This is a genomic window from Mucilaginibacter sp. 22184 (assembly GCF_052045695.1).
Taxonomy (GTDB): Bacteria; Bacteroidota; Bacteroidia; order Sphingobacteriales; family Sphingobacteriaceae; genus Mucilaginibacter.
The window spans coordinates 55,901-73,135 of the sequence record NZ_JBQEPI010000007.1 but is presented as its reverse complement, the minus strand read 5'-3'; the positions used below and the strand labels follow the sequence as shown (position 1 = coordinate 73,135).

Below are 17,235 nucleotides of genomic sequence, written 5' to 3'. Positions count from 1 at the left end.
GTCGGAAGTCTTTAGATAAAAGTCTTAAGTCAATTAATATTTATATTTTTTGACTTAAGACTTTTTTATTTTAGACTTTTGGCTTGGGACTCAGAACTTACGACTATGATTAAATGGGGAATAATAGGTTGCGGGCGTATTGCCCACCGGTTTATGCAGGGCCTTCAGGAAGTAGCGGATACCCAGCTGGTGGCTTCCTGGTCAAGAACACCATCCACTGTTAATGCCTTTGCAGAACAATACGGTGGTATTGCCTGCGCCAATGTTGATGAATTATTAGCCAGCGATATCGATGCGGTATATATTGCCACCCTACCTGATAGTCATGCTGCTTATAGCATTACCGCACTAAAAGCCGGAAAACATGTGCTTTGTGAAAAACCGGTTACCGTTAACCTGGCCGAATTGGAGCAACTGCTTGCTGTAGCCCATGAATGTAAGTTACTTTTTATGGAAGGCATGAAACCGGCCTTCTATCCTTTATACCTGCGTTTAAAAGAATACCTTACCCACGATCCTATTGGCCCCGCGGGTTATGTACGCGCGGGATCATCAGTCGCTGATCTTTCTGCCGACCATCCTAATTTTAGTTTGGAGCTTGCTGGTGGTGGACTGATGCAGATAGGTGTATACGAAGCTTTTTTAGCGATAGACTGGCTCGGCGAATTACAGGATGTACAAGCCATGGGGCGCTTTGGCAGCACCGGGGTAGATATGTTCACCATATTTCAAACGCAGCACGCGGGTGGGTATTCGCAACTATATGCCGGATTTGATCTGCATGGAAAAGGCGACGCGCTGATTGCCGGACCGTTGGGCCATATCACCATCCACAAAAACTGGTGGAACCCTACCCGCGCCACTATTGATTACCTGGATGGCCGGGCTGTTGAACTGCATGAGCCGTTTATCTCGGGTGGTCTTAATTATGAAATAGCCCATTTTTGTGACCTGATCAAAACAGGTAAAACAGAAAGCCCTGTCATCAGCCACCAAATGTCAAAACAAATGATCGACGTGATTGACAGGGCCCGTGCGCAGATCGGTTTAAAGTTTCCATCTGAGCAATAATTTTATTCATTTCATTTTCGTAGAAACACATTACATGTGTCTCCTGAACCGTTACAGTTTATTAGAATTCAAAACCGGATTTTGGCTGGCATTTACCTGGTAAGTGTAAATAACGTTGTCATTATCAACCTCCACTATGCGGTATCCTTTATAATCGGTACCCCAGTTACCCCCAATGTGCGAATCAAAAAAGTGCGGGAATTTATTGCCGGTGTAACGAATGCCATCAAGCAAATGATCGTGCCCGTGAAAAGTGGCCTTTACATTAGGGTAGCCATGCAGCAATTCCATAGTTTCGGGGCAATCCACAAAAAAATCATCTTTTTGCCATTTGAACGGAGCGATGTGCAATATCACAAACACGATTTTCTTATCCTTGAATTTCTCCAGTGAAGCCTTGATAAATGTATTATCGGGGCAAACATAGGTTCCTTTTGTATCCGCAGTATTGGCCAGTACAAAAGCTATATCGCCAAACTCTACAGTATACTTATCCTCATACCCAAAATTCTTTTGCCACAGGGCCGCATCTGCAAAATCATGATTACCGGGAATTGTATGATAAGGCATATTGAACTTATCCAGGTATTGAGTCTTTATCTCGGGCAACAGATCTGGGCGGTTATGCACCAGGTCGCCATTGACAATTACCATATCGAGATGATTTTTAGCATGATCGGCATTGATCCATTTAACCATGTTGCCGGTATTCAGCGCGTAATCGGTATCCGGCTGTCCGTAATGGATATCAGATGCAAGGGCAAAACGTAGTTTAAGTCTGCCTTTATTTTGGCGGTTATATTCATTATTAACGTTTGCAAAAGTATTAACAGCAGGCAGTAATGTTAAGGCTGCTATACCGGCCAATCCGGTACCAATAAAATCTCTGCGGGTACTCATGGTTGTTTTTTTAGTAAAAATACGGTACAGGTGTTAAGTTAGAATTAAGGATGGAGAGTGAATAGAAAAAACCTCACAAAATATTGTCATCCTGAACGAAGTGAAGGATCTATTGTTCAACAGGCATAACTAAAAATGGATTCTTCACTTCGTTCAGCATGACAAATTGTTTTTTAACTATTTACCTCAACCCCCTCCCTTTTAAATATTTCACCAATGCCGCCGGGTGATCGGTTTGCAAACCAGATAATCCCGTCGCCAGGGCCTTGTCCCAATCGGCGGGGCCTTCGCCAGCACTTTGAATATCAGGCCAAACGGGTATATGTTTACTTTCGGCCAGTTTTACCATATCTGCGTTGTACTGTTTGTAACTACCATCTAATATATCGGGCTGGTATTTGGAGATAAAATCCGCCATCCCGGTAACCGTTTTAACACTATCGGGCAAGCTCAGCATCAGAGGCATTTTTGGAGCAGCTTTGCGCCAGCCGGTAAATTGGGGAGCGCTGTTGATGTACACCAGTACTTGTTTCTCCATTCCGTACTGCCTGATCATCTGATAGGCAATAGCAGGATCAGCAGCTTTAAAATCAAGATAAATATTGATCTTGTTTTTGCAGACCTGCAATATCTGTTTAAATGTAGGGATGCGGTAAATTTCTGTTGATGTGATGTCTTTACTTTTTACCTGGAGCAGTTCAAGCTCTGCCAGTGTCAGGTCTTTAATTTGCCCTTGTCCGTTGGTCATCCGGTTTACACTACCATCATGCATGCTTACCAGTTCGCCATCTTTGGTTGTCCGCAGATCTATCTCTACATAATCCGCCTCGTTTTTGATGGCTTCGCGGTAGGCTTCCAGAGTGTTTTCCGGATAGATCACATGATCGCCACGGTGTGCGGCAACTATGAATTTGTGTTTTGATACCGGTGCGGGATTAGGTTGCCAGTTGTCACTTGCAGTTATTGAAAGCAACACTGTTATTAATATGGGTAAACGCATTTTCTATGATAGTAATAGTGAAGAATTATTTACCAAAAACACTATCTACAGCATCACCGACCTCATGCCCTGCCGAAGCTTTAAAATCAAAGCCCAGCAGTTTCGCAATGGTTTGAGCCAGTTGTTTATGATAAGTTGTCGTAGGTAATTTCATTTCGCCACCAGCCGGAGTATCTGGCCCTAAAACAGCAAACCAGGTTTGTTCAGAATTCGGGGTTTCTTTACCATGATCGCGCCATTTGGTTAATGGCACATCTCCCCTGCCATGATCACAGGTAATAATGAGCGTAGTTTTATTTTTATAAGCCGGATCGGTTTGTACAAAATCCCATAACTGCCTGATATATTCATCTTCCTGGTGGGTGCGGTCAAGGTAATATTTATAGTTACCGGCATGGGCCATATCATCCGGTTCGTCAAAGGCCACATATAAAGCACGTGGTTTAAACTGCTGCATATAGGTTTTGGCAAACTCGAAGGTTAAAAAATCTATCCGGGTGGAATCGCCAAGGAAATGCGGTACTTCATTCAGCATCTCGTTAAGGTGTTTCAAACGATCATTGATACCCGGAACATTTACAGGCATATAGCCCGAATTGTTCAGGATGCCTGAACGTTGAGTGTTCAGTATTTGCGTAAACCGCTCCCACGATGAAAAAGCGGCAACCTTACCTTGAAATCCCTTTTGTTTATTTAAAAACTCCAGCACATTCATGTTTGGATTGGTGATACCTTCGTTGGTATTCATCCGGGGATCGGGAAAACCGGTAAATATTTCGTTATAGCCCGGGTACGAAAAATGGTATGGGTTGGCCACCTCATCTTTACTGCCTATATCGCGGTTGCCATATAACTGGCCCTGCTGTACAATGGCCGACCAGAAAAACGGCATCAACAGTTTACGGCGGTCATCGGTGTTTGCTGTCCAGAAGTTTTTACGAACTGCATCCTTCTCATTAGTTTCCTTCGAATTGATCAAAGCCGAATCCGCACCGCGAAAAACCTCCTGCCAGCGTAAACCATCAATAGTCACAATGATCACATTTTCTGTTTTATGCTGCTGGGCAAATAGCGCCGAGATAGAGCCGGCAAGTAATATTGTTAAAATTATTCTTTTCATGGGTTTTTATTTAATTCAACAAAGGCCCCCTGGTATACCGGGGGGCCTTTGTTATTAATTATTAATATTCATGGTTTATTTCAATATCCACATGGTTCCGTTGATATCATCGCTGCCACCATATTGGCTGCTTAATGCTTTATTATAATTAGCTGCATTAACTGTTCTTTCTGATGTTGGATACTCAAAACGTAGCGGTATACGGGTACTATTACCTGTACCTGGACCTACTGTAAATGTAGGCACACCTGTACGACGATAAGTAAAGTATGATTCCAAGCCCGAATGACGGAACAAGGCCAGGTATTTTTGCTGTAATATTTGCTTGTAACCTGTTGCTCCACCCGCATATTTAACTAATGGTTGTGCATAATAGGTATCCCAGTTTACACTAACCTGATAAGTGTTATAACTGGTTGGGTCCGTTACACCTTTAGAGTTAGTTGTAGGATGGTAAAAATAGGCTGTGAATGCGCCGGTACCTGTAGGTATGGTATAAGAATCAAATGAAGCCTGTATACCTTTTTTGTAATAAGCTTCGGCATCGCCTGATGCCCAGCCCAGGTTAATACCTTCGGCAATATTAAACATCAGTTCTGGATAACCAATTTGGATGCTTGGTTCGCCGGTATAGGTTGAATAAAAATGCTTACGATTTAAAAACGAGTAACGTTGCAGGGTAGCATTGTTATACATTACGCCAAGGTCAAGACCAGCATCGGCACCAACAAATGAAGCAAAATCAGTTGGGCTTTGTTTCAATGTATCAACCAGGTAGCGTGAAGGCTCGGCAGTAACAAATACACGTGGATCTTTAAACTGAGTAAGCAAGCTTACGTAAGTTGCAGACATATTTTGTCTTGAACCATTCTGTCCAAAATTGTTTGGATTTTGTGGATAGTAATTGCTTGGTGAAACAAATATGTACTGCAGGTTATCTGATGCATTATCCATCAACGGATACTTGGTGGCATTACCAATGATAGCTGCAAACTGCGATTTCACATCAATATCGGCAGTTTTTTTACTTAAAGCCAATAATAATCTTACATGGAAGGCATTAACTGTTTTTTGCCATTTGGAAAGATCATTATTAAAATATATGTCGTTGGTTAAGCTTGAACCAGCGCCAGAGCCAGCAATAGTTGGATCATTAATTAATTGGGTAAGATCGGCATTCGCGCTCTCCAGCCATGCTAACGCTTGTGTCATTACAGTTTTCTGCGAATCATAAGCAGGTGTAAGATTACTTAAGCCTTTTATAGCATCCGTCATTGGGATATCGCCTTCTTCCAAACTCATTTTAGTAAAGAAATAAGCCCTGAAAAATTTGCCCAATGCCTCGTATGGATTTACTGCACCACCACCTGTAGCGGTTGCCTGTTTTTCCATATCCAGCACGTTTTTAATGGTGCTGTAATAATTGTCGCCCCCGCTGGCAAAGCCATCATAACGGTTATTACCGTAATAATCATAGTTGTATATGTAATACTGGCAATAGATCTCATTACTGGTTTGCGGCAGATCGGCCATTCTGTTTAATATACCATTAAACAACAGCGAGGCAGGTACCGTACTCGGAACGTTGTTATTTTTGGTCAAATCCTCAAAGCTCTTTTTACAGCCCGTTACCGCCAATACCATAAATACAGGCAGTAAGTAATTGATAAATATCTTTTTCATCATTATTTAATTTTTAAATTAGAATGATACATTTAAGTTAACACCATAGCTACGTACCGTCGGCGACTGTAAAACAGTGCTTGAAGTAGCGTAGTTATATTGATCTAAATCCACATCCTTAAAGCGTTTGTCACCATAGAAATACAATAAGTTACGGCCATAAACCGATACAGATGCTTTTTTGATGAATGATTTATCCAGCCATGCTTTCGGGAAATCATAACCCAGGGTTACTTCGCGCAGTTTGGAGAATGTTTTGCTCATGAGGTTTGACTCATCAACATTGTAGTATTTACTCACGTAATCCTGCACCAACGCGGTTTGTTTGTTTGGCGAGTATTGCAGCGCGCCGTAATTTGTTATTTTGCCGGTTGTTGGATCATAATTGATGGAAGCTCCGTTTGATACAGTTACACCTTCACCTACATAACTGCCATTATAGTCTTTTTTACCAAAGTTTTGCCAGTCTTTATAACGAGCATCACCCAATGCGCCTGTAGCCGTTTCAATGTTTGAACCACCACGCATGGTTTTATTGTGCATGTAATCAATAATTACACCACCAACAGAGCCGTCAAACTGGAAACCCAGGTTAAAGTTTTTGTAGCGGACTTTATTGGCAATACTCCACTGGTATTTGGCATTTTCATTACCCAAGTATTGAGGAACCGGTAATGCCAATGGTTTACCGGCAGCATCATTGATGATTTGACCTTGAGGGGTCCTGGCGAAAGCCGTACCATATAATTTATCGGTACGATCGCCTTGTTTAAAGAACTGTTGATAGGTGTTTTGTCCCGGAGGCAACTCTTCATAAACATCTTTAAACGTTGATACGTTAACTAAAACATTCCAGGTAAAGCCACCCCAATTTTTAATAGGTGTACCTTCTATCGAAGCTTCATACCCTGTTTTTTTAGTTTTTAAAGCGTTCAGATATAAAGTGGTATAACCCGTAGCCGTTGAGATGCTGTTAGCTAATATCTGCGGACCATCAATGTATTGGAACGCGGTAGCAGAAAGGCCTAAACGATTTTGCAAGAATTTAATATCGAAACCTTCCTCGTAATTAACACGGGTTGATGTTTTGATGCCTGGCTGATAAAGGAAATCTGAAGCCGAAGCAGCAGGCTGGCTGTTGTATGGCTTACCGGTTAAGTAAAACGGATTAAGCTGGTAGCTTGGGCCGTTGTATGGTGAGTTGTAAGTACTGCCATAGCCCAGCGGATTTAAGAATAACGGGTTTGAATTTGGGTTACTGGTTGTTGTTTGGCCACCATATACCGAAATTGCATTGAAAGGAGCAGGACCAATAGTTGGGCTCGAAGCATCGGATTTAACTGTTGAGTATGATGCCCTTGCTTTTAAGAAAGAAATAACCTCTGGCAGTTTAATATAATCAGAGATTACCGTAGCTGCCGATATACTTGGATAATAATAGGTAGTTACATTTTGAAATGCCGACGATTTATCAACACGACCGGTGCTTGATAAGGTAGCATATTTACCAAATGTAGCATCCAAAGAGTAATAACCACTTAATACACGTTCTTCTGAACTAAAGGCGGTTGATTGTACGGCGTTTCTGGAGTTGGCGAAGGTATAAACCTCTGGCACGTTCAAATAATCGGTTGATGTCCAGCTGGAATTATAGTTGAAGCTGCGTAAGTTTGAACCTACCACACCCGATAAGTTCAGGAATTTTTTAACGGTGTAGTTATAGTTCAACATCAACTCTGTATTGTTGTCAAACAGGTTGCGGCGGTCCTCGCGATAATCGCCCTGGTTACCTTCGCGACCGTAAGGGTGGGCCGAGAATGGCAGATCCTCTGTGCGTAAGATGTTATAGGTATCGATCTGTGAACGTAAAGTAACATTCAAATTATCATTAACCTTAAAATTCCCAGACAAATATCCGTAGATGTCATTTTTATAGTGACCTCTTGTCCATTTTTCGGTTAACAACCAGGGGTTGTGGTAACGGGTGTATTCGGCAAATACCGATTGAACACCTTCTTTACCTGGCTGCCAGATAGCTTTGATATCAGGTGCATTCACATTCCAGTCGGCGCCAGTCCAAACGGCAATGTTATAAATGATACTGTTCGGGCCGTATTGAACGTCTGGGAAGTTATCAGTTGATTGTCTGTTGAAATCAACGTTGGCTTCAAATTTCCAACGGCTGGTAGGGGTAAATGAAGCGTAGAAGTTAGCATTGGCTATATCCAGGTATTGTGCCGGGATGTAGCTGGTTTGGTGCTGTTGTGAAACCGAGAAACGGGTTACGTAAGTATCACCCACAGAACCTAATGAAATGTTATTGTTGGTTTGGTAACCTGTTTTCAAAAAGTTTTTCAGGTTATCTTTACCACGGGCCACCCATGGGGTTCCCTGGCGTACACCATTAACAACAGGGCTGTCATACTGAGGTATTAACTGACCGGCAAAATACGGCCCCCAAACGTCATAATCGCTATCCACACCACCTGGTGCACCGCCTTTACCGTCAACGAAGGTATAAAAGGTGTTTTCACCCGGGCCATATGAGTTTTGCGTACGCGGAAATGCCAGGAAGCCGGTGTTCATTACTGTACTGCTGTTGATATCAACAGTAAGGCCTTTTTTGTTCTTTTCACCTTTTTTGGTAGTGATCAGGATAGCACCGTTTTGTGCACGACTACCATATAAGGCGGCCGCGGCCGGGCCTTTCAGTACAGTGTAGGTTTCAATATCATCAGGGCTGATATTATAAGTATCCGTATTGATCGGGAAACCGTCAACAACATATAAAGTTACTGAGTTACCCCTTATTAATACCGATGGGTTACCTAATAGCTCCGCTGAGGGACCTACTGATAAACCTGCAACCTTACCTGTTAAACCGGTAATAGGATTAGGGTCACGCGCGGTGGTAACATCGGCACCGTTAACCGCCTGCAGGGCGTAGCCAATACGGCGGGTTTCCTTTTTAACACCAAGAGCGGTTACAACAACCTCGTTAAGCGTTTTGCTGTTACCATTCATGCTTACATTAACAATGGCTTTATCGCCCACTACTACTGATTGCGGGGTGTAGCCAATAAATGTAAAAACGAGCGTTTGACCGTTAGAAGCTGTAATAAAGTAATGACCATCCACATCGGTAACAGTACCCTTGTTTTGATCTTTAATTTTCACACTTACTCCCGGAAGCGGCAAATGGTTTTCGTCGGTAACTGTACCGCTTATTTTGGTTTGTCCAAATAAAATAGATGGCGTAATACAAAATAATAAAACCGTGATAAGGTTTTTTAGTCTCTGGTAAAACTTGTTCATCTGCTAAAATTTAATGGTGAAAGGATTGATTTTTTCATACAGCAATACTAAACTTTGTTTATTATTAGTAAACCAATTTAGTATTAAGCTATACTTAATCTTATGTTCACCCTGTGTTAAGCAGGCGGTTTTTGTAACAACGGAATTACATATCGCTTACAAAAACTTAATATAGAAATATCAACTATTTACCAGTTGCAGGTGGGTTAGTGCGATAGATTTTAAATAATCGATATTATTTACAGGCTGGTGCATTTCTTTGGCCATATCATCCCAATACCGCAAACGTATAATTAGCTCGGCATCAGGGTTTAATTCAAAATCAGTGGCCTCTTCTTCGGTCATTACACCACCCTGAAACTCCAGCGTTCCTTTGCTGGCATCAGACAGCCGGTTATAGTATTCTGGGTATTTATAAGTAAGATAACGCTTCGCTATTACGTGGCCCTGCACCAGGTTGGCCACTCTTTCAGAAAAACCACGCTCCAGCAAGTAATCGGCACCTAATTTTTCATGATCAACATTACCCATACCATCCATGCTTCCCGCCTCCTCGGCATCCGCACACAGATGACCAATATCATGAAAAAAAGCGGCCAGTATTACTTCATCGTCAAAACCTTCGGCCTGTGCCAAAGCAGCAGCCTGCGACATGTGCTCCAGTTGTGAAACAGGTTCGCCTATATAATCTTCGTCGCCAAATTTTTCATAAAGTGAAAACACTTCATTTACAACAGCCTGGGGATCATATTGAGAAAAAGCCATGGTTAGTTTATTTTTTGCAAATAAAGGGTATCCACATTATGAAAATATTAAATGTTTGTAAAATATCGTTTTCGCTTAATATTAACCCTGGGTTATACGTTATTAACTCATTAATATCATTACTAGGTGATTAAGTGCCCGTTTTGAAGGCTTTCCCGTGTCAATTTATGGTATCACTTTAATGGATGGAGATTTTTTGAATTTTGACTTTTGGATTTTGACCACTACTTTGCACCCGCTAATTGGAAACTAAATAATGGAAGAAGATATACTGATACAGATCAGTAACCGGATAAAAGAACGTCGCCGCGAAAAAAACATCACCGTACAGGAACTGGCCATACGGGCCAATGTAAGTAAAGGATTGATATCACAGATTGAGAATAGCCGCACCATACCATCATTAATGGTATTGATAGATATTATCAAAGCCCTGGAAATTGACCTGAACGAGTTTTTTAAAGACATCCGCTCAAAAAGTGATCATTTACCGATACTGATAAAACGCAAACATGAGTATGATCATTTTGAAAAAGAACATGCTATCGGTTTTCATTACCAACGCATCTTTACCCAATCCATAACGCAATCTACTGTCGACATTGTGATCCTGGAATTGGAGCCAGGCGCTACACGCCCGCTTGTGGAAACAGATGCCTTTGAGTACAAATACATTTTGCAGGGCGAAATAGAATACCAGTTTAATGACGACCGGATAGCCATACATCAAGGCGATTCTATGCTATTTGACGGCCGCATTCCACATACACCTAAAAATTTGGGCAACACCACAGCCATCATGCTTGCGGTTTATTTTTTTGAAGAGAAAAAGTAACCGGCTATTTTATAATTAAGTTAATTACAGCACGAACTATTGACCTGCAAAGGCGGACATTTGTAAGTGCCGTAGCTGCAAAAAACACAGCGATCGCCCTCCTTAGGCTTTAATAAAGTATTACAGTTGCCGCATTGGTAAAAATACTGACAGGCACTCACCGGCATCTCCTCCTGTTTTTTAAAACCACAAACCGGGCAGGTGATTTCTGAAACAAGTATTACTTCCATACTTAAAGTTAGCATTATTCCTGCTGACATCATGCCCCATATGGAGGATACATATTTACTTTGACAGCAAGAGGTTATTAAGGGTGCAGGTTATACTTTTTCGCACAAAATCCTCTCATCTTAACCATATCTTAACACAAATTTAGTTTGATATTAATAAACAAAGTTTACTATTGCTAAACATTATTTCATTAATATTATGGCCATTAAATTAGTAGTTTTTGACATAGCCGGTACCACGGTTAAAGACGATCAGGAAGTGAGCAAAGCTTTTCAAGCCGCTTTAAAAAAATACAGCTATCATATAGAACTTGACCGGATCGATCCTTTAATGGGTTATGAAAAAACGCTGGCCATTAAACAAATATTATTATTGATTGAAAGTGATATCAATAAAATCACCCCGGAGCTGATTGGCGACATTCATAAAGAATTTGTACACCAGATGATCAGCTTTTACAAAAACGAACCGGGCATTGAGCCCCTGCCCCATGCAGAAGAAACATTGGCAGCCCTTCGCGCGGCCGGTATACAAGTAGGTATCAACACCGGTTTTTCACGTGATATTGCCGATACTATAGTAACCCGTTTACAATGGCGCGAAAAGGGTTTGATTGACCATGTGGTTGGCTCTGACGAGGTAGAACTCGGCCGCCCGCATCCCTATATGATCCAAAAAATGATGAAGGAAGGTAACATCACCGATCCATCAGAGGTAGCCAAAGTTGGTGATACCGAAGTTGATGTGCGCGAAGGTCAGAACGTGGGTTGCAAATATGTAATAGCTGTAACTACCGGCGCATTTACCCGCGCGCAGTTGGAACCTTACAATCCCACCCACATTATTGATGATATAGCACAGGTAATTGACATCATAAATCAATAGTTGGATTATGGGACTTTAGGATCATGGACAAAAGACTTAAACTCATGAAGCCAATAATTATATAAAAATGAAGCGTCCATTTTAAAATCTTCAAATTAAGTACAAATGAAATTGGTCGACCGCCTCAAGGCAAAAGTAGCCAAATGGCCTTACTCTCTGCTATCTGTAATGGCCGCTGTGGCTTCATTTGGTTTGTATACATCCATGTATGCATTTCGCAAAGCCTTTGCGGCGGGTACTTTTACCGGTCAGCAATACCTGCACATTGATTATAAGGTATGGCTGGTTATTGCCCAGGTGGTAGGTTATACCTTCAGCAAGTTTTACGGCATTCGCTTTATTGCCGAAGTAAACAGCCAAAACAGGGCGCGCTATATTTTAACCCTCATAGGTATTGCCTGGCTGGCGTTGCTGGCTTTTGCTATAGTACCAGCCCCTTTCAATATCATTTTCCTGTTCATTAACGGATTTCCATTGGGGCTCATCTGGGGCCTGGTGTTTGGTTACCTGGAAGGTCGCCGCTCTACCGAGTTTATGGCAGCGGTGTTATCCATCAGTTTAATATTTGCCTCGGGTTTTGTGAAAACGGTTGGTCGCACCCTGCTCAGCGTTTTTCACGTGAACGAATATGTTATGCCCTTTTTAACAGGCGCTATATTTGTTTTACCACTGCTACTGTTTGTATTTTGCATGGAATTAATGCCCGCCCCTACGGCCGAGGATCAAAAACTGCGTACTAAACGTAGTCCCATGAATGCTATTGAACGTAAACAATTCCTGGTGCGATTTTTACCGGGCATTATCCTTACCATTATCATTTATGTACTACTTACTATTATGCGCGATGTGCGTGATAATTTTGAAGTAGAAATATGGGCTGATCTGGGTGTAAAAAGCAATAGCATTTATACCAATATCGATTCTATTATATCAGTCATTGTACTGGTGGCCATGAGTTTGCTCATTTTGGTTAAAAAGAATTTAAAGGCTTTCAGTATCATTCACCTGTTCATTATTGGTGGTTGCCTATTGGTTGGCGCATCAACCCTGCTATTCACCATGAAGCTGATCAGTCCAATAAGCTGGATGACCATGGCCGGGCTTGGCCTTTACCTGGGCTATGTACCATACAATGCCATATTTTTTGAGCGGATGATAGCCACCTTTAACTATAAAAGCAACGTAGGTTTTATCATGTACGTAGCCGATTCCATGGGTTACCTGGGCAGTGTGAGCATCTTACTGATAAGAGAACTGGGCCATCCAAACATTAGTTGGGGTCACTTTTTCCAGGAAGGCGTAATGATCGTAGGCCTTGTCGGCGGTATCTGCGGTGTGCTGTCGCTCATTTACTTTTTGCAAAGCGCCAGACCAAGTCAAAATTCAAAAGTTAAAAGTCAAAATGAGAGCCCTGGCCTATCGGGCAATGACCATCTGGTAACAGGTAACTCCATAAGCTGATCATCCAAAAATATTTCGGATTAAGTTTGTTGAAGTGCCCCCATGAACAATTGAACTAATGAACCAATGAACAAACAAGCAATCATCATAGGCGCGGGTATTGTTGGCTTAGCCACAGCCCGCGCTTTAGCCATGCGTGGTTATAAGGTAACCGTATTTGAGCGTAACGAACGCGCCGTTGGTGCATCCATTCGTAATTTTGGGATGGTGTGGCCAATTGGGCAGGCAACCGGGCCTATGTATGACCGCGCCATGCTATCGCGCAGTATCTGGAAAACCATTTGTACCGAAGCGGGTATATGGCATAATGAGGTAGGATCATTGCATTTGGCTTACCATGACGATGAGTTGCAGGCCATTAAAGAATATGTAGAGGTAAATCACCGATTCCGCGATTGTGTATTATTAACGCCAGCCCAAACTTTTGCCAAATCGCTTGCCGTTAATCCCGAAGGGTTAAAAGGCGCCTTATGGAGCGGTGAGGATATGATAGTGGAATCGCGCGAGGCTGTTGGGCAGGTGGCTAAATACCTGGCCGAAAAATATGGGGTGGAGTTTCACTGGAACACCGCCATCAGCCGCATTGAACATCCCAAAGTAATATCGGGCAACCAAAGCTGGCAAGCCGATGAGATATTTGTGTGCAGCGGTGCCGAATTTGAAACATTATACCCCGAACTATTTGCTCAAACCCCTATTACCAAGTGTAAACTACAGATGATGCGCCTGGTTACCCAGCCAGATGGGTGGCGCATAGGGCCGTCATTATGCGGCGGTTTGTCTATGATCCATTATCCCGGTTTCCAGGCAGCGGCTTCGTTACCGGCTTTGCGTAAACGTTACGAAGAGCAATATGCTACGCATTTAAAATGGGGCATCCATGTAATGGTTTCACAAAATGGCAGCGGAGAATTAACCATCGGCGATTCGCACGAATATGGCCTGGTTCATGATCCATTCGACAAGGCATTTATTAATAATTTAATAATAGAGTACTTACATACTTTTGCCACTTTTAAGGACTGGAAGCTCCTGCAATCATGGCATGGTATCTATCCCAAAATGACAAACGGGGCAACCGAACTGGTTGTGGAAATTGAACCCGGTGTAACTATTATCAACGGCATGGGCGGTAATGGCATGACGCTTTCATTTGGCCTGTGTGAAGAGGTGATTGCGGCGAGAGGTTAGATTGTAGTCCATGGTCAATAGATCATAGTCCATGGACCATAGTCAATAGTCCGTAGATTAATTTAAAGTTTAGAATCTAGTAAACAGGTAATAGATTTTAAAATTTCTTAATATTGAAAAAATAAAAACTATGGTCTATGGACCATTGACTATGGACAAAAATAACAACCATGGTCTATGAACCATCGACCATGGACCAATAATAAATAAATACCCATGTTTGATACCCGCAGAGACTTTCTAAAGAAAGCAGCATTATTGACGGGCGCGGCCGGTATGGCCAGTATCTTGCCCGAATCTATTCAAAAAGCGATGGCCATTAACCCGGCTTCCGGCAGTACCTACCTGGATGCCGAGCATATCGTGATATTGATGCAGGAAAACCGCTCTTTTGACCATACCTATGGTACGCTAAAAGGTGTACGCGGTTATAACGATCCGCGGGCTATTGATCTGCCTAATAAAAATAAAGTATGGCTGCAATCAAACAAAGCCGGTGAAACTTATGCCCCTTTCCGCCTGGATATCAAGGGAACCAAAGCCACCTGGATGTCATCACTACCGCACTCCTGGGCCAACCAGGTAAATGCCCGTAATGATGGAAAATATGATGAGTGGCTCAATGTAAAACAAAATGGTATTAAAGAGTACAGGCACATGCCGCTTACCCTGGGTTATTACAACCGGGAGGACTTGCCTTTTTATTATGCCCTGGCCGATGCCTTTACCGTGTGCGATCAGAATTTCTGCTCGGCATTAACCGGAACCAATCCTAACCGCTTATATTTCTGGAGTGGTACCATACGCGCCGAACAGCATGAAGACTCACTGGCCCATGTATGGAATGAGGATATGGATTATGGTACGCTCAACTGGGCTACTTTCCCCGAGCGTTTAGAAGATCATGGCATATCCTGGAAACATTACCAAAACGAGGTAGCTATCGACAGCGGTTTTGAAGGCGAAGAGGATTCCTGGTTATCCAATTTCCAGGACAACCCATTGGAGTTTTTTGGCCAGTATAATATCAAGCTGCATGATAATCATATCACTTATCTGCAAAAAAGATCAACTCTTTTGCCCGATGAGATAAGCGCGTTGGAGAAACAAATAACCGCTTTACCTGCCGGCGACGCGCACATCGATCACCTGCAAAAACAGTTGAAACAGAAAAAACGCGACCTGGACAGTATCAAAAAAGATATGGCCAGTCTTGACCCGGGCAAATTCGCCACATTATCACAACGCGAAAAAAACCTGCACCAGAAAGGCTTTGTCACCAATACCAACGATCCGCATTACCGCCAACTGGTTAACCTCAAATACAACGATAACGGTACCGAGCGTGAACTGCTGGTACCCAAAGGCGATGTGCTGCACCAGTTTAGAGAGGATGTAAAAACAGGACAGCTACCAACCGTTTCCTGGATATCGGCCCCTGAAAATTTCTCGGACCATCCCAGCGCCGCCTGGTTTGGCGCCTGGTATGTATCCGAAGTAATGGATATATTAACCCAGAACCCCGAGGTTTGGAAGAAAACAATTTTCATATTGGCCTACGACGAAAACGATGGTTATTTTGACCACGTACCACCGTTTGTAGTGCCTCATTCTAAAAAACCGGGTACCGGCCTGGTTTCAAAAGGCATTGACACCAGTGTTGATTTTGTGACCCTTGCCCAGGAAAAAGCGCGCAATAATTTCCCACAGATGTATGACCGTGAATGTTCTATAGGCCTGGGTTATCGCGTGCCATTGGTTATTGCTTCGCCATGGTCAAGAGGAGGCTGGGTAAATTCCGAAGTATTTGACCATACTTCAACCCTGCAATTCCTGGAGAACTTTTTAAGCAAAAAAACAGGCAAAAAAGTATCTGAACCTAACATCAGCAGCTGGCGCCGTACCATTTGCGGCGATTTGACCAGCGTTTTCAGACCATACAATGGCGAAAAAATAGCCAATCCTGAGTTTGTAGCTAAAGACGCGTTTTTAGAAAGCATCCACCAGGCAAAATTTAAAAAACTGCCCACCTATAAACTGCTTACCGCAGATGAAATAGCGCAAATCAATAAAGATCCGCACTCGTCTCCATATATGCCGCAGCAGGAGCAAGGCATCAAACCATCATGCGCCCTGCCCTACCAGCTATATGCCGATGGCAAGTTGAGTGCCGATAAAAAATCGTTCGACATAAAATTTACTGCCGATAATAAAGCCTTCGGCGATAAAGCTACCGGCGCGCCATTTAATGTTTACGCCCCGGGCAAATACGCCAGTTTTAACGATCCGCAAAAAATGGAATCGCTGCGTACCTGGGCATATGCCCTCACCGCGGGCGATAGTCTTACCGACAATTGGCCCGTACATGAATTTGAGAACGATGAATACCACCTGCGTGTTTACGGTCCCAACGGTTTCTTCCGGGAATATAAAGGCAATGCCAATGATCCGCATCTGGATGTTATCTGCGATTACGAACACATCAGTAATAAGCTCACAGGCAATGTCGCTTTAAAACTATCCAATACCGATGGCAAAACTCACACTATCGAAATAACCGACCATGCCTATAAAACCAATAACTTAAGGAAAGTATTGGCAGGCAAAGGACAAAGCACCCTGGTGCTTAACCTTGCCAAAAGCCATGGCTGGTATGATTTCAGTGTAAAAGTAAGCGGCAGCCAATCCTTCGAAAAAAGATATGCCGGACGCGTAGAAACCGGCAGACATAGCTTCAGCGATCCGCTGATGGGGAAAGTGGTTTAAGCTGATAAAGAA

Annotated in this window: 13 protein-coding genes; 6 read left to right on the top strand and 7 right to left on the bottom strand. The window is 42.7% G+C overall.

Annotated elements, in window-relative coordinates; all coding sequences use genetic code 11:
* The first annotated feature begins 105 nt into the window (after positions 1-105).
* Entirely contained in the window at positions 106-1,071 is a 966-nt protein-coding gene (locus ACTJKG_RS16195) for a Gfo/Idh/MocA family protein (RefSeq protein ID WP_440739833.1), read from the top strand.
* Between the two features lie 51 nt (positions 1,072-1,122).
* Here the strand turns inward: ACTJKG_RS16195 and ACTJKG_RS16190 are convergent, their stop codons facing one another.
* From ACTJKG_RS16190 to ACTJKG_RS16165, 6 genes are all read right to left on the bottom strand, one after another.
* The gene (locus ACTJKG_RS16190) at positions 1,123-1,971 is read right to left on the bottom strand and encodes a metallophosphoesterase family protein (RefSeq protein WP_172337907.1); all 849 of its coding nucleotides are present in this window, start codon (positions 1,969-1,971) and stop codon (positions 1,123-1,125) included.
* Positions 1,972-2,152: 181 nt separating this feature from the next.
* Positions 2,153-2,971 carry a glycerophosphodiester phosphodiesterase family protein gene (locus ACTJKG_RS16185; protein WP_440739832.1) on the bottom strand — a complete coding sequence of 273 codons (819 nt, stop codon included), beginning with the start codon at positions 2,969-2,971 and terminating at the stop codon, positions 2,153-2,155.
* A 25-nt stretch (positions 2,972-2,996) separates the two neighbouring features.
* Positions 2,997-4,091: an alkaline phosphatase family protein gene (locus tag ACTJKG_RS16180; RefSeq protein ID WP_440739831.1), complete on the bottom strand. Its 1,095-nt coding sequence runs from the start codon at positions 4,089-4,091 to the stop codon at positions 2,997-2,999.
* 75 nt (positions 4,092-4,166) lie between these two features.
* Positions 4,167-5,777 carry a SusD/RagB family nutrient-binding outer membrane lipoprotein gene (locus ACTJKG_RS16175; protein WP_440739830.1) on the bottom strand — a complete coding sequence of 537 codons (1,611 nt, stop codon included), beginning with the start codon at positions 5,775-5,777 and terminating at the stop codon, positions 4,167-4,169.
* Between the two features lie 15 nt (positions 5,778-5,792).
* On the bottom strand, positions 5,793-9,089 hold the full coding sequence (locus ACTJKG_RS16170) for a SusC/RagA family TonB-linked outer membrane protein (RefSeq protein ID WP_440739829.1): 3,297 nt from the start codon (positions 9,087-9,089) through the stop codon (positions 5,793-5,795).
* Between the two features lie 180 nt (positions 9,090-9,269).
* On the bottom strand, positions 9,270-9,854 hold the full coding sequence (locus tag ACTJKG_RS16165) for an HDIG domain-containing metalloprotein (protein ID WP_172337903.1): 585 nt from the start codon (positions 9,852-9,854) through the stop codon (positions 9,270-9,272).
* Positions 9,855-10,110: 256 nt separating this feature from the next.
* Between ACTJKG_RS16165 and ACTJKG_RS16160 the strand changes: the two genes are divergently transcribed.
* Positions 10,111-10,689 (top strand): helix-turn-helix domain-containing protein, encoded by a 579-nt coding sequence (locus tag ACTJKG_RS16160; protein WP_172337902.1) that lies wholly within the window; start codon positions 10,111-10,113, stop codon positions 10,687-10,689.
* Positions 10,690-10,709: 20 nt separating this feature from the next.
* Here ACTJKG_RS16160 and ACTJKG_RS16155 read toward each other — a convergent pair whose 3' ends face one another.
* Positions 10,710-10,919: a GDCCVxC domain-containing (seleno)protein gene (locus tag ACTJKG_RS16155; protein WP_305848683.1), complete on the bottom strand. Its 210-nt coding sequence runs from the start codon at positions 10,917-10,919 to the stop codon at positions 10,710-10,712.
* A 199-nt stretch (positions 10,920-11,118) separates the two neighbouring features.
* On the opposite strand from ACTJKG_RS16155, the gene ACTJKG_RS16150 reads away from it, so the two are divergent.
* The 4 genes from ACTJKG_RS16150 (at position 11,119) to ACTJKG_RS16135 (ending at position 17,223) form a co-directional block, all read left to right on the top strand.
* Complete coding sequence (locus ACTJKG_RS16150; RefSeq protein WP_172337901.1) at positions 11,119-11,805, top strand: HAD hydrolase-like protein; 687 nt, start codon at positions 11,119-11,121, stop codon at positions 11,803-11,805.
* A gap of 105 nt (positions 11,806-11,910) precedes the next feature.
* Positions 11,911-13,266 (top strand): DUF5690 family protein, encoded by a 1,356-nt coding sequence (locus tag ACTJKG_RS16145; protein WP_440739828.1) that lies wholly within the window; start codon positions 11,911-11,913, stop codon positions 13,264-13,266.
* A gap of 66 nt (positions 13,267-13,332) precedes the next feature.
* Positions 13,333-14,457 carry a TIGR03364 family FAD-dependent oxidoreductase gene (locus ACTJKG_RS16140; protein ID WP_172337899.1) on the top strand — a complete coding sequence of 375 codons (1,125 nt, stop codon included), beginning with the start codon at positions 13,333-13,335 and terminating at the stop codon, positions 14,455-14,457.
* Between the two features lie 216 nt (positions 14,458-14,673).
* Positions 14,674-17,223 (top strand): phosphocholine-specific phospholipase C, encoded by a 2,550-nt coding sequence (locus ACTJKG_RS16135; RefSeq protein WP_440739827.1) that lies wholly within the window; start codon positions 14,674-14,676, stop codon positions 17,221-17,223.
* Positions 17,224-17,235 lie beyond the last annotated feature (12 nt).